This is a genomic window from Hamadaea flava (assembly GCF_024172085.1).
In the GTDB taxonomy this organism is placed as follows: Bacteria; Actinomycetota; Actinomycetes; order Mycobacteriales; family Micromonosporaceae; genus Hamadaea; species Hamadaea flava.
Map to the genome: position 1 here is coordinate 399455 of NZ_JAMZDZ010000001.1, position 19688 is coordinate 419142.

At 70.0% G+C, this 19688-nt stretch carries 18 protein-coding genes; 7 read left to right on the forward strand and 11 right to left on the reverse strand.

What is annotated here, in order from left to right; translation table 11 throughout:
* Positions 1-201: 201 nt before the first annotated feature.
* Positions 202-3033, forward strand: coding sequence for a glycoside hydrolase family 9 protein (locus HDA40_RS02045; RefSeq protein WP_253750768.1), 2832 nt, complete (start codon positions 202-204; stop codon positions 3031-3033).
* A gap of 148 nt (positions 3034-3181) precedes the next feature.
* Entirely contained in the window at positions 3182-3547 is a 366-nt protein-coding gene (locus tag HDA40_RS02050; RefSeq protein ID WP_253750771.1) for a hypothetical protein, read from the forward strand.
* A gap of 29 nt (positions 3548-3576) precedes the next feature.
* Here the strand turns inward: HDA40_RS02050 and HDA40_RS02055 are convergent, their stop codons facing one another.
* Positions 3577-4341, reverse strand: a complete 765-nt coding sequence (locus HDA40_RS02055; protein ID WP_253750773.1) for a dienelactone hydrolase family protein — start codon at positions 4339-4341, stop codon at positions 3577-3579.
* Between the two features lie 105 nt (positions 4342-4446).
* Here HDA40_RS02055 and HDA40_RS02060 point away from each other — a divergent pair, with 105 nt between their 5' ends.
* Complete coding sequence (locus HDA40_RS02060; RefSeq protein ID WP_253750775.1) at positions 4447-5115, forward strand: NAD-dependent epimerase/dehydratase family protein; 669 nt, start codon at positions 4447-4449, stop codon at positions 5113-5115.
* A 78-nt stretch (positions 5116-5193) separates the two neighbouring features.
* Here HDA40_RS02060 and HDA40_RS02065 read toward each other — a convergent pair whose 3' ends face one another.
* From HDA40_RS02065 to HDA40_RS02085, 5 genes are all read right to left on the reverse strand, one after another.
* Positions 5194-5799, reverse strand: a complete 606-nt coding sequence (locus HDA40_RS02065) for a hypothetical protein (RefSeq protein WP_253750777.1) — start codon at positions 5797-5799, stop codon at positions 5194-5196.
* Positions 5800-5848: 49 nt separating this feature from the next.
* On the reverse strand, positions 5849-6880 hold the full coding sequence (locus HDA40_RS02070) for a serine hydrolase domain-containing protein (RefSeq protein WP_253750779.1): 1032 nt from the start codon (positions 6878-6880) through the stop codon (positions 5849-5851).
* A 9-nt stretch (positions 6881-6889) separates the two neighbouring features.
* A complete protein-coding gene (locus tag HDA40_RS02075) occupies positions 6890-7909 on the reverse strand; it encodes a lysylphosphatidylglycerol synthase transmembrane domain-containing protein (protein WP_253750781.1) in 1020 nt (339 codons plus the stop codon).
* Between the two features lie 76 nt (positions 7910-7985).
* Positions 7986-8615, reverse strand: a complete 630-nt coding sequence (locus HDA40_RS02080) for an alpha-ketoglutarate-dependent dioxygenase AlkB (protein WP_253750783.1) — start codon at positions 8613-8615, stop codon at positions 7986-7988.
* 65 nt (positions 8616-8680) lie between these two features.
* Positions 8681-9631, reverse strand: a complete 951-nt coding sequence (locus HDA40_RS02085) for a LysR family transcriptional regulator (RefSeq protein WP_253750786.1) — start codon at positions 9629-9631, stop codon at positions 8681-8683.
* Positions 9632-9768: 137 nt separating this feature from the next.
* Here HDA40_RS02085 and HDA40_RS02090 point away from each other — a divergent pair, with 137 nt between their 5' ends.
* Positions 9769-10788, forward strand: a complete 1020-nt coding sequence (locus HDA40_RS02090) for a M64 family metallopeptidase (RefSeq protein ID WP_253750789.1) — start codon at positions 9769-9771, stop codon at positions 10786-10788.
* A 113-nt stretch (positions 10789-10901) separates the two neighbouring features.
* Positions 10902-11462, forward strand: coding sequence for a hypothetical protein (locus tag HDA40_RS02095; RefSeq protein WP_253750792.1), 561 nt, complete (start codon positions 10902-10904; stop codon positions 11460-11462).
* Positions 11463-11478: 16 nt separating this feature from the next.
* On the opposite strand, the gene HDA40_RS02100 is transcribed toward HDA40_RS02095, so the two are convergent.
* On the reverse strand, positions 11479-12192 hold the full coding sequence (locus tag HDA40_RS02100; protein WP_253750795.1) for a GntR family transcriptional regulator: 714 nt from the start codon (positions 12190-12192) through the stop codon (positions 11479-11481).
* A gap of 328 nt (positions 12193-12520) precedes the next feature.
* Between HDA40_RS02100 and nhaA the strand changes: the two genes are divergently transcribed.
* Entirely contained in the window at positions 12521-14395 is a 1875-nt protein-coding gene (gene nhaA, locus HDA40_RS02105; RefSeq protein WP_308197661.1) for a Na+/H+ antiporter NhaA, read from the forward strand.
* Positions 14396-14481: 86 nt separating this feature from the next.
* Here nhaA and HDA40_RS02110 read toward each other — a convergent pair whose 3' ends face one another.
* Both HDA40_RS02110 and HDA40_RS02115 read right to left on the reverse strand, forming a co-directional pair.
* Entirely contained in the window at positions 14482-15183 is a 702-nt protein-coding gene (locus HDA40_RS02110; protein ID WP_253750798.1) for a TetR/AcrR family transcriptional regulator, read from the reverse strand.
* Positions 15184-15622: 439 nt separating this feature from the next.
* Positions 15623-16480, reverse strand: a complete 858-nt coding sequence (locus HDA40_RS02115; RefSeq protein WP_253750800.1) for a universal stress protein — start codon at positions 16478-16480, stop codon at positions 15623-15625.
* A 59-nt stretch (positions 16481-16539) separates the two neighbouring features.
* Between HDA40_RS02115 and HDA40_RS02120 the strand changes: the two genes are divergently transcribed.
* Entirely contained in the window at positions 16540-16740 is a 201-nt protein-coding gene (locus HDA40_RS02120) for a DUF1918 domain-containing protein (protein ID WP_253750803.1), read from the forward strand.
* A gap of 9 nt (positions 16741-16749) precedes the next feature.
* Here HDA40_RS02120 and HDA40_RS02125 read toward each other — a convergent pair whose 3' ends face one another.
* On the reverse strand, positions 16750-18381 hold the full coding sequence (locus HDA40_RS02125) for a DUF885 domain-containing protein (protein WP_253750806.1): 1632 nt from the start codon (positions 18379-18381) through the stop codon (positions 16750-16752).
* Entirely contained in the window at positions 18381-19643 is a 1263-nt protein-coding gene (locus HDA40_RS02130; RefSeq protein WP_253750809.1) for an alanine racemase, read from the reverse strand. The genes HDA40_RS02125 and HDA40_RS02130 overlap by 1 nt, the downstream gene beginning before the upstream one ends.
* Positions 19644-19688: the final 45 nt, after the last annotated feature.

The following is a 19688-nucleotide window of genomic DNA, read 5'->3' on the forward strand; positions in this document are numbered from 1 at the left end:
GAACCACGCAACACACAACCACCTGCAGCGTTCAGGATGAAACGAGATCCCTGATCCAGCCCGAATCGCGGGGCGGCGCGAGGCGGCGCGGGGCGGCGCGGCGCGGAACGCCGAGCAAAGTGCCCATGGATATCCGTGATCGGTCGCTATAAAATTCACACTGCCCGATGTGGGAGCGCTCCCAACGCCCAAGGAGACAGCATGCCCAGATTCCGCCTGCTGGCGGCGACGGCGGTCACCGCCTTGATCGCCGGCCTGACCAGCGCCGTGTCCGCCCCAGCCCTAGCGGCCGGCCCCTACAACTACGCCGAAGCGTTGCAGAAGTCGATCTGGTTCTACGAAGCGCAGCAGTCCGGCGCCAAGCCGAGCTGGAGCCGAGTCGGCTGGCGCGGCAACTCCGGCATGTCCGACGGCTCCGACGTCGGCCTCGACCTGACCGGCGGCTGGTACGACGCCGGCGACCACGTGAAGTTCGGCTTCCCGATGGCGGCCAGCACCACCATGCTGGCCTGGGGCGCGGTCGAGTACCGCACCGCGTACCAGAACTCCGGGCAGCTGACCCCGCTGCTGAACAACCTGCGCTTCGTCAACGACTATTTCATCAAGGCCCATCCGTCGGCCAACGTCCTCTACGGGCAGGTCGGCAACGGCGGCACCGACCACGCCTGGTGGGGTCCCGCCGAGGTGATGAAGATGGCGCGCCCGGCGTACAAGATCGACAGCAGCTGTGGCGGCACGGATCTCGCGGCGGAGACGGCGGCCGCGATGGCGGCGAGCTCGATGGTCTTCCGGCCCACGGACAGCGCGTACGCCGACAAGCTGCTGACCCACGCGACGCAGCTGTACACCTTCGCGGACACGGTGCGAAAGAAGTACCACGAGTGCATCACCGACGCCCAGGGCTATTACCAATCCTGGAGCGGCTACAACGACGAGCTGGTCTGGGGTGCGATCTGGCTCTACCGCGCCACCGGCACTGCGTCCTACTTGGACAAAGCCAAGACGTACTACGCGAACCTCGGCACCGAGCCGCAGTCGACGACCCACTCCTACAAGTGGACCCAGGACTGGGACGATAAGTCCTACGGCTCGTACGTGCTGATGGCCAAGCTGACGGGTGAGCAGCAGTACATCGACGACGCGAACCGGTGGCTGGACTACTGGACGGTCGGGGTCAACGGCGCGAAGATCACCTACTCCCCCGGCGGCCAGGCCTGGCTGCAACAGTGGGGTTCGCTGCGGTACTCGGCGAACACCGCGTGGGTGGCGCTCGTCTACTCGGATTACCTGAGCGACGCGACCCGGAAGACGCGCTACCACGACTTCGGCGTTTCCCAGATCAACTACATCCTGGGCAGCAATCCGAACAACCGCAGCTACATGATCGGGTTCGGCGCCAACTCGCCGATCAACCCGCACCACCGCACCGCGCACGGTTCGTGGACCGACAGCCTCACCAGCCCGGCGAACAACCGGCACGTGCTCTACGGCGCGCTGGTCGGCGGGCCCGGCTCGGCGAACGACGCGTACACCGACGATCGCAGCAACTACCAGATGAACGAGGTCGCCGACGATTACAACGCCGGGTTCACCTCGGCGCTGGTCCGGATGTACTCGGAGTACGGCGGCACCCCGCTGGCGAGCTTCCCGCCGGCGGAGACGCCCGACGACAGCGAGATGTACATCGAGGCGGGCGTCAACGCGTCCGGCACGACGTTCACCGAGATGAAGGCGACCGTCTACAACAAGTCCGCGTGGCCGGCCCGAGCGCTGACCAACGGCTCGTTCCGCTACTACTTCACCCTCGACGGCAGCACCACGCCGGCGCAGATCTCCCTGACGTCGGCGTACAACCAGTGCACGGCGCCGACCGGGCCGACCCAGTTCAGCGGCAACGTCTACTACGTGACCGTCTCGTGCGCCGGGCAGAGCATCGCACCCGCGGGCCAGTCCGACTGGCGGCGCGAGGTCCAGTTCCGGATCACCAGCGCCGGCACCTGGGACCCCACCAACGACTGGTCCTACCAGTCGGCCATCGCGCGCGACGCGCACATGACGCTCTACGACGGCGCCACTCTCGTCTGGGGTTCCGCGCCGAGCGGCGGCTCCACCGACACGACTGCGCCATCAGCACCTGGTACGCCCACCGCGTCGGCGATCACCTCCACCTCGGCGACGCTGACGTGGACGGCGTCCACCGACACTGGCGGCAGCGGACTGGCCGGCTACGACGTCTACCGCGAAGCAGGCACCACCGACGTCCTCGCCGGAACCACGACCTCGTTGTCACTGGCGCTGACCGGCCTCACGGCGTCCACTTCGTACACCTATTACGTCGTGGCCCGGGACGGGGCCGGAAACTCCACGGCGTCGTCGCCGGTGACGTTCTCCACGAGCGCGCCGCCGAACGACACCACTCCCCCGTCCGCCCCCGGTACGCCGGTCGCCTCGGCGATCACGTCCAGCGGCGCGACGCTGACCTGGACGGCGTCCACCGACACCGGCGGCAGCGGACTGGCCGGCTACGATGTCTACCGCGAAGCGGGCACCACCGACGTCCTCGCCGGAACCACGACCTCGTTGTCACTGGCGCTGACCGGGCTGTCCGCGTCCACTTCGTACACCTATTACGTCGTGGCCCGGGACGGGTCCGGCAACAGGACCGCCTCTTCGCCGGTGACCTTCAGCACGACGGCCGCCGCCGCGCTGAGCTGTGACGTGGCGTTCGTGTTCACCAGCCAGTGGCCGGGCGGCTTCACCGCGGCGATCACGGTCAAGAACACCGGCACGACGACGATCGGGCCGAACTGGACGCTGGTGTTCAGCTGGCCGGCCAGCGGCCAGGCGGTGACCCAGGGCTGGTCGGCGACGTTCACCCAGTCCGGGCAGATCGTCACGGCCAAGAGCCTCGACTACAACGGCTCCATCGCGCCCGGGGCCAGCGTGTCGCTCGGCTTCAACGGCTCCTGGACCGGCTCGAACCCGGAGCCGACCGCCTTCACCCTCAACGGCACCCCCTGCACCGTCTCCTGAGGTTTTCATAGCTGCAGATCAGGGATATCCATGGAATCTCCTCGAGTTTTTCCATGGATATCCCTGATCTGCACCGGATCTACGGCGCCGAAGCGAGCGCTCCGAGCGCGGGGGCGGGACAATGGAGGCAGCCGACGAGGGAGGCGACATGGCCAACGAATGGAACGAGCTGGGCGAGAAGCTGGAAGGTCTCGGCCTGAAGCTGAAGTTGCACCTGCAGCAGAGCGACACCGGTGACGTGCCCGACGCGCTGAACAAGATCGGGCACGCCGTGCAGGAGGTCTTCTCGGCCGCGGGCAACGCCGTCAAGGACGACGCGGTCCGGGCCGACGTCAAGGAGGCCGGGCAGATGCTCGGCGACGCGCTCGCGAACACGTTCAACCGGGCGAGCAACGACATCCGCGACCGGTTCGGCAAGAAGCCCGGCGAGGCGGGTTCGGAGACGACCCCGGAGACCCCGGAGACTCCGCAGACTCCCGAGGCCAAGCCCGGCGACGGCCCAGCCCCGGAGTAGAGCCCCGGAGTAGGCAAGCCTGGGCGGGTTCAGTCCAGGAAGGACAGGATGCGCCGCCAGGCGTCGGCGGAGGTCTGGCGGTGCTCCTGGTGGTGGAGGTCGAAGAAGCTGTGCGGGGCGTCCGGGTAGACGACCAGGTCGTGGGGCGTACCGGCGTCGGTGAGCGCCTGGCCGAAGCGGTCCACCGCCGCGGCGGGGATGCCCGGGTCGGCCCCGCCGAACAAGCCCAGGATCGGCGTACGCAGGGACGCGGCGACCTGGTTCGGTCCCGGTGACCCGTTGATCTCGTCCAGCGCTCCGTAGAGCCCGATGACCCGGGAAAGCCCGTAGGACGGGTCGGCGGTCAGGAAGGCGAGCCGGCCGCCGAAGCAGAAGCCGAGCGCGGCGACCTCCGGATGCGCCGCAGTCCCGAGGGTTCGCAGGGCGGCGATTCCGGCCGCGATGTCGCCGTACAGGCCGGGCCGGCTGAGCGCCATGAGATGCGGCATGACCGTGGTGAGGTCGTCGAATCCGCCACGGGCCCGGTGATCGAGTCCGGCCGTACGCCCGAAGTAGTCGATGGCGAGCGCGGGGTGGCCCTGCTCGGCGAGGCGGATCGCCAGGCTCTCGTAGAAGCCGGAGAGTCCCCGGTTGTCGGGGAGGATGAGGACGGCCCGCCCGGTGACGTGGGCGGGGGTCGCCCGGTACGCGGCGAACGAAGCGCCGTCCACGCCGGTCAGAACGAGGTCTGCGGACTCGGCGGAGGTGACGGGATCGGAGTAGATCGGCGGCTGAGCGTCGTAGTCATGGCACATGCGGCCGACGGTAATTCCGCGATTGCCCCATAATACCACAAACACGATCTTGATTCCAGTACGCAGTGGACAGAAACCGTCCACCCAAAGTCGTAGGGTGTCGCCATGAAGGTCATCGTCTTCGGCGCCACCGGCATGGTCGGCCAGGGCGTGCTGCGAGAGTGCCTGCTGGCCCCCGACGTCGACCAGGTCCTCACGGTCGGGCGGCGGGCCACCGCGCGCGGCCACACGAAGCTGCGCCAGGTCGAGGTGCCCGACCTGACCGATCTGTCGGCGATCGCGGACGAGCTGGGGACTTACGACGCCTGCTTCTTCTGCCTCGGCGTGTCCTCGGCCGGGATGAAGGAGGCCGACTATCGCCGGGTGACCTACGACTTGACGATGGCCGCCGCCCGCCCGATGGCCGAGCACAACCCTGACGCGACCTTCGTCTACGTCTCCGGCGCCGGCACCGACAGCACCGAGCGGGGGCGCACGATGTGGGCGCGGGTGAAGGGCAAGACCGAGAACGACCTGTTCGCCCTGCCGTTCCACGCGTATGCCCTGCGGCCGGGGTTCATCCGGCCGATGCACGGCGAGACCTCCCGGACCCGGCTCTACCGTGTCATGTACGCCATCGGCCGGCCGATCTTCGCGCTGGTGCCGCGGATCGCCCCGAACTCGGTCACCACGACCGAGAACATGGGCCGGGCGATGCTGACGCTGGCCCGGCACGGCTGGCCGGAGCAGATCCTCGACCCGCAGCAGATCAACGCGGCGGCCGGCCGAGGCTGACCAACCGGGGCGCACAGCGAAACGCGGCCACGAGAAGGCTCCCGTGGCCGCGCCGCCGATATCAGTGCGGTGCCGGGGCTACGCCCGGTGCAGCTCCCACTTCACGTAGCCGCTGTCGAGCGTCGCGGTGTCGCCGGAGCACGTGTAGGCGAGGCTGTTCTTCGACAGGTCGAGGTTGCCGTCGAAGGCTTTCGTCGTCAGCGGCGTCTCGACGCCGTTCATCACCATGACCGACTTCGTGGTCACCGTGCCGCCCGGCGCAGTGCCGGACAGCTTGCCGTTCTCGCCCGACCAGGTGGTGCTGGTCGAGCTGCCGTCGAAGGTCTGCTTCATGGTGACGTCCTGACCCATCTGGGTCGTCTTGATGTCGATCTCGGCCTGGGTGAACTTGATCGTCATCTGGTCGGCGAAGGTCAGCGTGATCGTACCCTTGCCGCTGCCGGTCGAGCCGTTGCCGATGAGCGCGGCGGCGGCCTGGGCGAGCTTGGTGACGTCCACGTTCCAGGTGCCCTTGAGACAGTCGGCGCCGGTCGCACCGCCACCGCCGGTCGTCGGGCTCGCGGCCACGCTGGTCGCGGCGGATGCGCTGGGCGTACCGCTCGCGCTGGGCGTGTCGGAGCCGCAGCCGGCGAGAGCGAACAGGGATGCGGCCAGCAGGCCGAGCAATGGCGCCTTGGGGGTCATGGCGACATGGTGGTCAAGGCCCGCGCCCGGTTCAACGCCGCGTCGGCTTTCAGACATCCAGCACGGCGTCGGCCACCGCGGCCATGTGCCGGGCGCCGTCGTGGCCCGGCACCAGCAGATCCGACGTGTACGCGAAGACGACCGAACGGTCCGGGTCGGCCCACCCGATGCAGCAGTTGCTGCCGTTGTGCCCGAAGGCGGCGGGGCTGAGCCGGCCCATCGGCCGGGCCAGGCCGTCGGCTCGGCCTGCCTCGGTCCCGCCGAGCTGGAATCCGTTGCCCCAGCGCATGGGAAGCTTCACGACGCGGTCGACCTCGCCGTCGGACGACGGCGTCACGGCGGCCGCGATCGTCGCCGGGCGGACGACGCGTACGCCGTCGAGTTCGCCGTCGTTCAACATCATCCGGTAGAACCGGGCCAGATCCCGGGCGGTCGTGGAGACCCCGGCGGCGGGGACGACGGCTTGGCGTACGGTTCGGCGGTTGAAGAAGGCGGCGCTCGCCCGGCCCAGCGCGCCCCGGCTTCGGATCGGCACGTGCCGGGACCACGCCTCGTCCGGCAGCCCGAGGTAGGTGTCGCGCATCCCGAGCGGCTGGAACAGCCATCGGTCCAGGTAGCCGCCGACGGGTTCGCCGGTCACTCGGCGGATCAGCTCGCCGAGGATGAACCCGTAGCTGACCACCTGGTACGCCGGCCCGTCGCCGGCCGGCCACTTCGGACGGGCCCGCTCGATCGCGCGGACCGACCGGTCCCAGTCCGCCATGCCGAGCCCGTCGAGCAGTACGCCCCGGGCGGCGTACAGGCCCGAGCGGTGTTGCAGGACGTGCTGGATCGTGATGCCGTCCTTGCCGTTCGCCGCGAACTCGGGCCAGTAGCGGGCCACGGGTTCGGTCAGGACGAGGTCGCCGCGCTCGGCCAGGCCGTGCACGGCCAGCGCCGTAAACGGCTTGCCCGCCGAGAACGTCCAGAACAGGTTCTCCGGCGTTCCGCCGACCGCCTCGTCGAGCAGGAGCCGGTCGCCGCGCCAGACCACCAGCTGGGCGGCTCCGCCCCGGGCTCGCATCAGATCGACGGCGTGCACGGCGTGACTCTAGCTCGCGGGCGTCGTCGACTGGGTGCGCCGCCACCAGAAGAACGCCGCCATGCCGAGCGGGATCGGCAGCAGCCAGACGAAGATGCGGAAGATCAGGCTGGCCGCGACCAGCTGGGCGTTCAGCTCGTCCGACTGCAGGCCCAGCACTCCGATCAGGATCAGCTCGGTCACACCCAGGTTCCCCGGCGTCAGCGGGACGAGGGACGCGATCGTGCCCAGGGCGTACGCGTAGAGCACCACCGACGGCGTGAGCACGTCGCGCCCCAGACCGACCGCTCGCAACGAGGCGAGCAGTACGCCGTAACTGGCACCGGTCGCGGCGATCTGCGTCGCGACCACGAGCGGCGCGTTCTGGCGTACGCCGATCATGAGGTGCTCCCGCGTACGCAGGATGCGTACCGCGACACCTCGGGGCGCTGGACGCCGCAGCCTGTGGGCGAGCGCGGCAGCCACCGATTGGAGCCGGTACGCGAACCGGTGCGCGTAGTCCTCCCGCCGCAGCAACAGCCACGGTACGCCCACCAACAGCACCAACGCGGTGACGCCGAGCGCGAAGAACAGCGGCGTGTGCTCGTCGCCCCGGCCGGTGATCAGCACGGCCGAGGTGCCCACCACAGGCAGCAGCAGCATCGTCAGGTAGCGGCCGATGCCGGACAGCGCGACGGCGGTCGTGGTGCGGTCGGTCGAGAAGCCCCACGAGCGGCACATGGCGTATCGGGCGGCCAGGTCGGCCCCGGTCGGGAACAGTGCGGTGAGGAAGTTGCCGACGAGCCCGGTCTGGGTACCGCGCCACCAGCTGAGGCCCGGCAGCGCGGCGACCGCGGACCAGCCGTTCAGCGCGAGCACGACCAGGCCCAGCGCGAGCAGGACGACGACCTCGCCGGCCGACAGGCTGCGTAGCGTCTGCCAGATCTCGGCGTAGCCGGCGACCCGGGGCACCACCCAGCCGAAGACGATCACCATCGCCACGACACCGATCAGCCAGACGATTCGCTCTCTCCGGCGGGATCGGCTCACAACGATCATGCTAGGCCGGTCGGCGGACTCCTCGCGGCTTATCGGCCTGCCCGTGGCTTATCGGACTGCCCGTGGCTTATCGGACGCCGCGCGGGCGGAACTGGATGCTGATCCGCGGTCCGGCCGGCTTGGCCGTCTTCAGGATCGCGTGCTCCCAGGTTCGCTGGCAGCTGCCGCCCATCACGATCAGATCGCCGTGCCCCTGCTCGAAGCGCTGGACGTCGCCGCCGCCGGTCGGGCGCAAGGCGAGCGCCCGGGGATCGCCGACCGACACGATCGCGACCATCGTGTCGTGGGTCGCCCCGCGTCCGATGCGGTCGCCGTGCCAGGCCACGCTGTCCTGGCCGTCCCGGTAGTAGCAGAGCCCGGCCGTGCGGAACGGTTCGCCCAGTTCTTCGGCGTAGTACGCGTTCAGCGCCGTCTTCACGGTGTCCAGCGACGGATCGGGCAGTTCCTCGTCCTCGTCGTAGAAGCAGAGCAGGCGGGGAACGTCGACGACGCGCTCGTACATCTGGCGGCGTTCGGCCTTCCACGGCACCTGGTCGCGCAGGCGTAGGAACAGCTCGTCCGCACCGGTCAGCCAGCCCGGCCGCAGGTCGATCCAGGCGCCCCGGCTCAGCTCGACGCGCTGCACCGTCCCGGCCAGCGGGCCGGGCGTGATCTCGTCGCCGAGATCGAACAGCGAGCCCTGAAACGCACCGGTCATCCTCGCAGCATACGCCGCCGTTCGCACAGGTGTACCAGCACCGTCGGCGAACCGGGCGGGGAGGATCACACTTCTCGGCCGTGCCGGGCCAACCAGCGCAGGTACTCGGGCCGACGCGCCGCATAAGCCCGGTACGCCTCCCGCGCCAACTGCACGAGGTCGTCGAACCGCTCGGCCAGCGGCCCGTCCCGGCGGCAGATCACCAGGTGACGTAGCGTGATCGGGCTCCCGGCCAACGGGCGTACGACGACGCCGTCGCCAGCTGGGAAGACCGCCTGACACGGGCTGACCGCCCGGCGGGTCGCCACCATCTCCCGGATCGGCACCGCGTCGGAGATCGTGTAGAGCACCCGGGGCGTGAACCCGGCCTGTTCGCAGGCCAGATGCCAGCAGTCCGGCCAGCCCGCCCCGTCGACCGGCGTCATCGCCATCGGCTCGGCGGCGAGGTCGGCCAGCTCCACCTCGTCGCGCTCGGCGTACGGGTGGCCTTCCCAGAGCGCCACGAACACCGGCTCCCGGACGATCACGTCCCAGAGCAGATTCGGCGGCGGGCGCAGCTCGAACCCCGGATAGTCCACTGTGGCTGCTGCATCGAGCCGGTCGGCCAGCAGCAGCTCCCACAGCAGCCGCGGGGAATACTCGGCGTGGAGGCGCACCTCGGCGGCGGGCAGCCGGGCGCCGAGCCGGTCCGCCAGCCCGACCGACACCGGTCCGGCGAGCCCACCGAGCCGGATCGGCTCCGACTCCCGCCGAGTCTGGTACGCCGCCCCACGCCGCAGGTCGTCCATCGCCATCAGCATCGACCTCGCCCGGACCAGCACGTATTGGCCGAGCGGCGTGGGCCGCGCGCCCTGGCGACCCCGGACGAAGACCTGCCCGCCGAGTTCGCGTTCCACCCGCTGGAGCAGCGCCGTCAACGCGGGCTGCGAAACCCCCAGAGCAGCCGCGGCCTTCGTGATGCTGCCGGTGTCGGCGATCACGCAGACGGCGCGGAGATGGCGCAGCTCCAGTTCCATAACGCCGATGCTATGGCCACTCGCGATTGCCGCAATGCCTCCATCAATGCCGATATTTGGATGACTCAGATTCGCCGCCGCTCCTCGGGTCGCACCCCCGTCCGAGGCGCGGCGCACCCTCGCGAAGGAGGCATCCGTTGCGTCCATCCATCCGGCTGGCCGCCCTGGCGGCGCTCGTCGTGGCCGCCGCTTTCGCCGGGCCGGTCCCGGCGTCGGCCGCTCCCACCGGAACCCAGTGGCTGGAGGCGTTCGCCGAGGACGGCGGCATCACCCAGATCGCCGTCCCATCCGCGAAGTCCACCGCGAAGTCCACCGCGGAGACGGCCGCCAAGAGCACCGCGGCGGCGGTCACCGCGACCGTCACCCCGTTGCAGCAGACCGGCAGCACGGGCACCCGGTTCGACCTGGTCTTCGTCGGCGACGGCTACACCGCGTCCGAGATGGCCCTCTATCACCAGCACGTGGCGGAGAAGTGGGCGACCCTCACGACTCTGGCGCCCTACAGCACCTACAAGAACTACTTCAACGTCTGGATGGTCGACGTCGTCTCCGCACAGTCCGGTGTGGACAACGATCCGACCCAGGGCATCAGCAAGAACACCGCGCTGGGCATGTACTTCTGGTGTTCCGGCACCGAACGCCTGCTGTGCCTCGACGAGTCCGCCGCCCGGTCGTACGCCGCCAACGCGCCGGCGGTCGACATGATCGTCGCCGTCGGCAACAGCACGAAGTACGGCGGCGCGGGTTACTCCACGGTGGCCACCGCGTCGGGCGGCAACGCCCAGTCCGGCCTCATCGTCCAGCACGAGCTGGGCCACTCGATCGGCGGCCTCGCCGACGAGTACGACACGCCCTACAACCGCTACTCCGGTGCCGAGCCCACCGAGCCCAACGTCACCAAGTACACCGCGGCTCAGCTCGCCTCCGGCAACCGCAAGTGGTACGCGCTGCTGGGCCAGGCCACCCCGGACGGCGGCGTGATCGGCGCCTACGAAGGCGCCCGCTACTACAAGTACGGGCTCTACCGGCCGTCGCAGAACTCCGTCATGCGTTCGCTCGGCCAGCAGTTCAACACGATCGGGCTGAACGTGATGACGCAGAAGCTCCTCGCCAAGATCCAGCTGACGACCGTGACCGGCATCGTCCCGGCCGACTGACCCGACACGACCGACCCGTACGGCTGACCCGCAGTGTTCGGCCCGGAAAACGCCGGAGCGACAAGATCGTGTCGCTCCGGCGTCATGTGGTTACTTATGGTTATTGTGCGGTGATGACCGGTTCCGCCCTTCTCCGGCCGCTTCTGTTCGTCGCCGTCGTCCTGATGGGCGTCCTGCTGCATCCCGCCGGGGCACACGCCGACGACCGAGCGAAGCTGACCGACGCCGAAGCCCGAGCCCGTTTGAAGGCCGCCGGAATCACCTGGTGGTCCAGCAGCGACTGCACCAATCGGCTGCGCGCCGACTGCACCTCGTTCGACCAGATCCGGCGTACGACGATCGCGGGGGTGGTGACCCTCCGCAAGTCGAGCACGTGCCCGATCATGGTGACCGGTGGGACCGAAACGGGCCACGGCGCCGGCACCTACACGCACTGGAACGGCTGGAAGGTCGACATCGCGCTCAACGACTGCGTCAACAAGTATGTGCGCAGCTGGTTCCACGACGTCGGCACGATCAGCGGCTGGGGTCATCAGTACCGGGCGCCCTCCGGCAACCTCTACACCAACGAGGGCAACCACTGGGACATCCTGTACTACACGTGCGGCGGCTGCGATCCCGAACCCGTCCCGCCCAGACCTGCCGTCGCACCGGACCGGTCGGCGGCGGGCTGAGCGAGCCGAGTCCGCGTCAGTGGATGGTCGGGCGGGCCAGCGCGATCTGGTAGTTGTAGCGGTCGCCGCGATAGGTCGACACCGCTCGTTCCACCGGCCGGTCGCGCTGGTCGAACGCGGTCCGCTCGACGAGCAGCGCCGGGCTGAACGCCGGCACCGCCAGCAGTTCGGCGGTGGCCTGGTCGAGGACGGTCGCGCGAATGGTCTGCTCCGCCCGCACCAAGGTGATCCGGTAGCGCTCCCGGAGCACTTCGTAGAGCGAGCCGCCGAGCGGTTCGTCGAGCAGTCCCGGCACGACCGATCCCGTCAGGTAGGTGTGCTCCAGGCACATCGGCTCCCCGTCGGCGGTGCGTACGCGCTCGATGTGCACCACCGACGCGGACGGCGACAGGCCCAGGGCGAAACCGATGTCGGCACCGGCCGGCACGTCCTCGGCGATCCGGAGCCGTGAGCCGGGCAGGAGTCCTCGGCTGCGCATGTCGTCGCTGAACGATGTGAGCTCGATGCTCTTGGTGATCGCGGGCGGGGCGACGAAGGTGCCCGCGCCCTGCACCCGGTAGACCCGCCGCTCCCGTTCCAGTCGCTCCAGCGCCTGCCGGACCGTCATGCGGCTGACCGCGAACTCCTCGGCGAGGTCGCGCTCGGTGGGCAGCCGGTCGTGCGGGCCAAGCTCATGGTCGATCAGCCGGCCGAGGTGGTTCTGCAGCAGCTCTCGCTTCGTCCGCGCCATGCCACTCCCCGTGCCCGTGTCCCACCCCACGCCGAGGCAGCCGATTGGTCTGAATCGATTGGTCTGAACCAGCACGATGATACGACGCCGCCTGCGGAAAGACGATGCCTGGAGCAGACTCTCGATACGGCACAATTGGACTAGACCAAAGCGCCCGACCGTGAGCTGTCTGGGCCCGGCAGTGGTCGTAGCGGGCGCGGCCCGCGCAGCCCGTGCGGCACGGACCTGACGGTCGGGTTATTCCTCACCGTGGGATCGGTCTCCATCCCGCATCCCACGCTGATCTTTGTGCCTACGATCAGCGCGGGAGGCTCGCGAAGGAGAACCGATGGTCAACGGAACGGCGCTGCGGACGGCGTGGACGCGGAACATGGACACGCCGCTACGACGGTTCCTGCGTACGGCGACCGGCGGGGCGGCCATCCTCCTCGGCGCGACCGTGGTGGCCCTCCTCTGGGCGAACATCAGCCTGTCCTCGTACGAACAGGTGTGGGAGACCGAGTTCTCGCTCCACCTGGGACGGTGGGGCATCGAGCTGACCCTGCGCGAGTGGATCAACTCCGGCCTGATGACCTTCTTCTTCTTCGTCGTGGGCCTGGAGGCACGGCGCGAGTTCGACCTCGGCGAGCTGCGCGAAAGACGCCGGTTCGCGCTCCCCTTGGCGGCCGGCACGGCCGGCATCCTCGTGCCGATCGGGATCTACCTGCTGATCAACGCGGGCTCGGCCTCCGCGCACGGCTGGGGCGCGGCGATGTCGACCGACACCGCGCTGGCCCTCGGGATGCTGGCGCTGGTCGGCCCCCGGTTCCCGGACCGGCTGCGCGCCTTCCTGCTCACCGTGACCGTCGTCGACGACCTGCTCGCCCTGGTGGTCATCGCGCTGTTCTACACCGGCGGCGTCTCGCTGGGGCCGCTGCTGCTCGGCGTACTGTTCCTGCTGCTCGTCCTGGCCGCCCGGATCGCCCGCATCCGGATCGGCGCCGTGTACGTCGTGCTCAGCGTGGCCGCCTGGCTGGCCGTGTTCGGCTCCGGCGTCGACCCGATCGTGGTCGGTCTCGTCGCCGGTCTGGTCACGTACGCGTACCCGGCGCCGCGCAGCGAGCTGGAGAAGGCCACCGACCTGTTCCGCACCTTCCGCGAAGAGCCGACCGCCGAACTGGAACGGGAGGCCCGCGCGGGCCTGCGGCTGGCGGTCTCCCCCAACGAACGTCTCCAGGCGCTCTACCTGCCCTGGACGAGCTACCTGATCGTGCCGTTGTTCGCGTTGGCCAACGCCGGGATCAAGATCGACGGAGAGTTCCTCGGCCGGGCCGTCACCTCGCCGATCACGCTGGGCATCGCGGCCGGATTCGTGATCGGCAAGCCGATCGGCATCATCGGCGGCTCCTGGCTGGTGACCCGGCTATCCAAGGGACGGCTGCGGCCGCCGGTCGGCTGGGCCGCCGTCGGCGGAGCCGGGACGATCGCCGGCATCGGCTTCACCGTCTCTCTGCTGGTCGCCACCCTGGCGTTCACGGGCGACCAGCTGGAGGAGGCGAAGCTCGGCGTACTGGTCGCGGGGTTGCTGGCCTCGGCGGTCACCTGGATCGTCTTCCGCGTCGTGACGATGCTGTCTCCCCTGCGCCGGGCACGGGCGCTGGCCGACGGCGCGGAGTCCATCGTGGACCTCGCGGTCGAGGTGGACCACGAACGAGACCACATCCGCGGCCCGGCCGACGCGCGGATCACCATCGTGGAGTACGGCGACTTCGAGTGCCCCCACTGCGGGCGGGCCGAACAGATCATGCGCGAACTGTTGTCCGGCCGGACCGAGATCGCGTACGTGTGGCGGCACCTGCCGCTGACCGACGTGCACCCGCACGCGCAGCTCGCCGCGGAGGCCGCCGAGGCCGCCGCCGAGCAGGGCGCGTTCTGGGAGATGCACGACGTGCTGCTCGATCACCAGGGCGATCTCGACCTGACCGACCTCGTCCGCTACGCCGACCAGCTGAGCCTGGACACGGATCGGTTCGAGGAGGATCTGCGTACGCGGGAGGGAGCCGCCCGGATCGCCGAGGACGTCGACTCGGCCGACCTCAGCGGGGTCGCCGGGACGCCGACGTTCTTCGTGAACGGGCGCCGGCACCACGGCGCGTACGACATCGACTCGTTGAAGGCGGCCGTGCACGCAGCGAAGACTCGGGCCGTCATTCTCAACGTTTAGGGGATGTGCTCGCGGGGGTAGTTCCCGCGCCGTGCCTAACGCCGCTGTCCAGATGATGGTTGTTACGACCCGCTATACCCGTTATCTCATTTCCGGTTCGGTTCGGCCGGTATCCTCCAGCGCCAGTTCGCCTCGACGGCCGTCGGGGGCGGGCCGGGCAGCTCGGGAATCGCCTCCTTCGACGCGTCCGACCCCTCCGCACGCCGGAGACCGGCGAGAATGACGGCGAGATACCGCCGGCGCAGTTCCTTGGTGCGCACCGCGTCCGGTACGCGGATCGCCGCGCACGCCTCCAGCACGAAACCCAGGTCGGTGACGCCGACGCCCGGCCGCAACGCCGGCTGGGCGTCGGTCACCAAGCGGGCCGCCAGTTCACCCGACCGGCGGGCTGCCTGCGCCATCTCCTCCGTGGGCGTGAACGTGCCCGCGAGATGCACGGTGAGCGAGTGGACGTCCGCGTCGACCACGTTTCCCAGGAACGCTTCCAGCGCTTGCCAACCCGCGTCCGGTTGCGATGCCGATGGCGCTTGCGACTGTGCTTTCGACTGCGCGAGCGCGTGCTCGGCTTCGGCGTTGTAACGCAGCAATCCGTCGTGGCACAACCGGCGCAGCATGTCCTCTTTGCCGGGGAATCGGCGGTACAGCGCGCTCATGCCGACGCCGGCACGATCCGCGACCGCCGCCACCGGCGCCTTCGGGTCGGCCAGGAACACCTCGCGCGCGGCTTCCAGGATGGCCTCGTCGTTGCGGGCGGCTTGGGCTCGGCGGCCGGAGAGTCCTTGTGTCACACCGGACAGCTTACCGGAACGGACCATTCCGGTCTACTGTGGCCCGTCCGATCTTCAGCACCTCGCGGGGAACGTCGGAGCGCCGCGAGCGTACGGGGAACCGCGTGAGATTCACCTCACAAGGCGTCATTCAACCGTTCGGCGGAGCGCGTCTGGGTTGCGAAGACCCACAACGGATGGGCAGACTGTCTGCCTGCCCGGCGTACGACTCAGGCGGTTTCGATTGGCGGATTGGACCCGTAACCTCAGTCGGCCCACAGTCGGTTAAGTCGTGGCAGGCCGGGAGACCGGCACGGCGCGCGGGATGCGGGCGGGAGACCAGCCGCCGCGGCCAGGGGCACCGTCCGCACCCCCGCGTCGTGCACAGACGGGACGCGCAGACGGACTGCCCGGGACCGGACAGCCCGCCGACACGGGTCAAGCAGCCGGCCGTAACGGGTCAGCGGTCGTGTTTGTGGACCACACCGATCGCGCCGGAACCATGCTGCGTCAACGCCCGGCTCACCGAACCGAGCAACGCGCCGGTGAATCCGCCCCGGCCGCGACAGCCCACGACGGTCAGCCCAGCTTCCCGCGACGCCTCGATCATCGTGTCCTCGACGCTCTTACTGGTGACGATGCGCTTGTCCACCGGGATTCCGGCGACCTCAGCCGCCGCGCTGTTCAGCGCCTCGTCGAGGGCGGCGTCCTCGTCGCCCTCGGCTCGCGCCTGCACCAGCACGAGCGAGGTCCGGCGCAGTTGGGCCTCTTCGGCCGCGAACCGCAGCGCCGCTTGGGATTCGGCCGATCCGTCGATGCCGACGAGCACCGGACCGGCGTCGGGATCGGGGTCGAATCCTTCCCCGTCGTCCCCGGTACTGACGGGGCGTACGACGACGACCGGGCCCTGCGCGTGCGCGGCGACCTGGCTGGAGACCGAGCCGAGCAGCAGTTGCTCGAAGCCGCCGACGCCCCGGCTGCCGACGACGGTCACCGCCGCCGTGCGGGACAGCTCGATCAACGCCGCGGCCGGTCCGCCCGGCACCTGGCGCGCGGTGACGTCGGTCAACTCCGGGTGTGCGTCCCGCAGCCCGTCACCGATGTGGGCGATCATCCGGTCGAGGTCTTCGCGTACCTGATCGTCGGCGAGCAGCCCGGGATCCATCCCGCCCATCGGGGGGTACGCATACACGGCCGGCTGGTACGCCAGCACGCAGTCGAGGGTGGTCTGGCGGCGTACGGCGAGACGGGCGGCGTAGCGGGCGGCGGCGAGGCTGGAGGGTGAGCCGTCGACTCCGACGACAACTGGAGCGATCATGTGCCACGTTTCCCCCGTACGCCCGGCGGCGAAACAGCGGCCGGACTTATGGTGAGGGTATGAAGGCGAAGGTCGGCGATCGCTTGATCATGGAAGGCGCCCACGTCGGCGAGGCCCGGCGGGTCGGCGTCGTCATGGAGGTTCGCCACGAAGACGGTACGCCGCCGTACCTCGTGCGGTGGGAGGACGACCACGAGGGGCTGGTGTTCCCAGGCCCCGACTCACACATCGAGGAACCCGGGAACAGTAGACAGCGCTAGTCCCAGGGCCTAGTCCTGGCGCAGGGCGGCGGCGAGCTGCCCCAACCCGAGCGAGCCGAGATCGAGCGCTCGCCGGTGGAACTCACGCGACGGCAGACCTGACGCGGCGCGCGCGTCCAGCCAGACGCGCTCGCCCGCCTTGTAGGCCAACGCCTGTGCCGGTCGGCCGAGGTAGCGCGCGAGTTCCGCGGACGCGTACCCGCCTTGCTGGCAACGGTTCGCCAGCATGTCGTAGGCGGCGTCGGCGGTCCACCGGCGGCCCTCGCGATCGGGCAGCTCCAGGTGCAGTCCGATGTCGATCACCACGCGGGCGGCCCGAAGCAGCTGCGCGAACAGGTGACCCAGCCGCGCGCCGGGCTGCGTGTAGAAGCCAAGCTCGTCCATCAGGCGCTCGGCGTACAGCGCCCAGCCCTCCTGTCCGGCCGACAGCCCGCCGAGCAGATTCAGCCGCTGCCCCAACGGGTTGCGCCAGGACTCGTACCCGATCTGCAGATGATGTCCGGGCACGCCCTCGTGGTAGACGGTCGTGTAGGCGTACCAGGTCGCGAACTCGGTGTCGCCCTCCGGCAGCTGCCACCACACGCGGCCCGGCCGCGTCAGGTCGGCGGACGGCCCGATGTACATCGTCCCGGCCGACGTCGTGACCCTGGACTCGATGCGCCGCAACGGCTCGGGGATGTCGAAATGCGTACCGTCCAACTCGGACACCGTGCGTTCGAGCACGCCCTGCAGCCAGTCCGCGAACTCCGCGGGGCTGCCGATCATGCCCGGCGACCCCGGCCCGTCGAGGTGGTCGAGCACCTCGCCCAGCCCGGCCCCCGGCAGGATCACGGCGGCCTCCGCACGCAGCTGCGCCTCGATCGCCTCCACCTCGTCCCAGCCCCACGCGTACAGCTCGGCCAGGTCGGGTCGCACGCCCAGGAACTTGCGCAGCCAGATCGCATACCGGTCCGGGCCGAAGCCCTCGCTCGGGTTCGCCTTCGGCTTCAGGTCCGTGCTCAACCAGCTCGCCAGCCGCTGGTACGCCGTCACCGCGTCCGTGGCCGCCACGTTGAGCGCGGCCTGCTGCGGTCCTCCGGCGTACGCCGCGGCGAGCTGCTCGGTGTCGGCGATCCAGCCGTCGCAGCGCACCACGACGAGGTCGATCTGCCGGGCGGCGGCGACCTGGCCCCGGTCCGCCGCGAGGGCGAGGCTCTCGGCGTACCCGGCCAGGGCCCGGGGCACGTCGGCGAGCCGTTCGGCGACCAGCGCCCAGCCCGCTTCCCGATCGGCCGCGTCGGCGTCGCCCGCCGGGACCGCCGCGTCGATCGCCTGCCGGATCATCTGGAGCGGCCCGGTCGCGGCGGCGTGCAGTTCGCGCAGATCCTCGCCGCTGTCGTGGAACTCGATCAGCGACTCCAGCCGCTCACCGAGATGGTCGAGCAACCGGCGGTCGCGCTCGGACTCGGCCGCCAGCGCGCCGATCTTCCGCAACCCCGCCGCCGCGAAGTCGGCCCGCGCCTGGTGGCCGGCCGGGCTGTAGTCGGTCAGCCGCTCGGGCTCCTTCGCCCCGGCCTCCACGACGGCGCTGGTCGGATCGAGGACCGCGTACGCGGCCAGCAGCTCGTCGGCGAACCGATCCGCCTGATCCGCGGCCGCCATCAGAAGTACGTCCGCAGCAGCTCGGAGACGGTGTAGTCGTCCTCGACGACCGGGATCACCGACCATTTGTCGAACGCGGTGCACGGGTGCGAGATGCCCAGGCAGACCAGGTCGCCGACGGCGACCGCCCCCTCGTCGCGTACCAGGAGGTGCCCATGGTGATCGTTGAGCCGCAGGACTTCGAGCCCGTCCGCGGGCTCGACCCGCCCGTCGGCTATGCCACTGCCGACCGGCTCTCCGTCCTCACGCCCGGCTCGAGCGTTCGAGCCGGCCCTGCGGACCCGCAGCGGGACCGGCAGGCCCTCGTCGTAGGGGGCCTCGCGCTTGCCCATGCCGAGGAGCGCGAGCCCGGGTTCGGGCGTGGCGAGCACCTGCGCCCAGATCTCCAGGGCGGCGTCGAGCGCCCCTTCCCCCGGTACGCGCAGGAACGGCGTCTTGTGCCGGTAGGTCCCGTCGTCGTGGGAGATGTACGCGCCGCTGCGCAGCACGAGCCGGATCTGCCGCCCGTCGAGCCACTGCCCGCCGAGGGTAGCCGTGACCAGGTCGAAGTACGCGCTGCCGCCGGCCGTCACGATCGGGTCGGCGGGAAGCAGATGGGCGATCGCCTTGGTCGCCGAGACGAGGCTGTCCAGAAAGGACTGTGCTGCTTCCGGCGTCGCCAGCAGTCCTTCGAACGAGGAGATCCCGACGAGGTCGAGGGTCGGCGCGTCGTGCACGGCCTGAGCGACGGCGACCGCCTCGGCATCGGTCCGGCACCCGGTACGCCCGCCCGCGTAACCCCATTCGAGCAGCACCCGGAAGTGGCCACCCGCGGCGGTCAGCCGTTCGACGGTCGCGACCGAGTCGGCGTAGACGAGGATCTCCGTATCCTGCTGCGATCCCAGCCACCGCAGCGCCGTCGGGTCGACGACCACGTTGGCGAGCAGCACCCGCGGTACGCCGAGCGCCGCGCACGCGAGCGCCTGATTGGGCGTGGCGACGGTGATCGCCCACGCGCCCGCGTCCAGCTGCGCCTGGAACAGCGACGGCGCCATGGTCGTCTTGCCGTGCGGAGCGAACAGCGCGCCGTGCCGCTCGCAGTAGTCCGCGAGGGTCCGCACGTTGTGGTCGATCGCCGTACGCCGCGCGACCATCACCGGCCAGGTGAACGCCCCGCCGAAAAGGTTGTGCCGGGCGGCGGCGAACTCGGTGAGCGTCACCGGCGGACCGGGCTGCCATACGCCCTTCGCCCGCCAGTCCAGATACTCCTCGGGGATCTTCATCCCCGCATTCTGTCGCCTTCCACCTTGATCGAAATCGCCGACCCG

What these genes read in the sequence shown, in the direction of transcription:
- HDA40_RS02065 (WP_253750777.1), bottom strand. Translation starts at nt 5,799, where the DNA reads ATGACCCCCAAGGCGCCATTGCTCGGCCTGCTGGCCGCATCCCTGTTC.
- nhaA (WP_308197661.1), top strand. Translation starts at nt 12,521, where the DNA reads ATGGTCAACGGAACGGCGCTGCGGACGGCGTGGACGCGGAACATGGAC.
- HDA40_RS02095 (WP_253750792.1), top strand. Translation starts at nt 10,902, where the DNA reads ATGACCGGTTCCGCCCTTCTCCGGCCGCTTCTGTTCGTCGCCGTCGTC.
- HDA40_RS02055 (WP_253750773.1), bottom strand. Translation starts at nt 4,341, where the DNA reads ATGTGCCATGACTACGACGCTCAGCCGCCGATCTACTCCGATCCCGTC.
- HDA40_RS02050 (WP_253750771.1), top strand. Translation starts at nt 3,182, where the DNA reads ATGGCCAACGAATGGAACGAGCTGGGCGAGAAGCTGGAAGGTCTCGGC.
- HDA40_RS02115 (WP_253750800.1), bottom strand. Translation starts at nt 16,480, where the DNA reads ATGATCGCTCCAGTTGTCGTCGGAGTCGACGGCTCACCCTCCAGCCTC.
- HDA40_RS02100 (WP_253750795.1), bottom strand. Translation starts at nt 12,192, where the DNA reads ATGGCGCGGACGAAGCGAGAGCTGCTGCAGAACCACCTCGGCCGGCTG.
- HDA40_RS02130 (WP_253750809.1), bottom strand. Translation starts at nt 19,643, where the DNA reads ATGAAGATCCCCGAGGAGTATCTGGACTGGCGGGCGAAGGGCGTATGG.
- HDA40_RS02080 (WP_253750783.1), bottom strand. Translation starts at nt 8,615, where the DNA reads ATGACCGGTGCGTTTCAGGGCTCGCTGTTCGATCTCGGCGACGAGATC.
- HDA40_RS02120 (WP_253750803.1), top strand. Translation starts at nt 16,540, where the DNA reads ATGAAGGCGAAGGTCGGCGATCGCTTGATCATGGAAGGCGCCCACGTC.
- HDA40_RS02045 (WP_253750768.1), top strand. Translation starts at nt 202, where the DNA reads ATGCCCAGATTCCGCCTGCTGGCGGCGACGGCGGTCACCGCCTTGATC.
- HDA40_RS02060 (WP_253750775.1), top strand. Translation starts at nt 4,447, where the DNA reads ATGAAGGTCATCGTCTTCGGCGCCACCGGCATGGTCGGCCAGGGCGTG.
- HDA40_RS02085 (WP_253750786.1), bottom strand. Translation starts at nt 9,631, where the DNA reads ATGGAACTGGAGCTGCGCCATCTCCGCGCCGTCTGCGTGATCGCCGAC.
- HDA40_RS02125 (WP_253750806.1), bottom strand. Translation starts at nt 18,381, where the DNA reads ATGGCGGCCGCGGATCAGGCGGATCGGTTCGCCGACGAGCTGCTGGCC.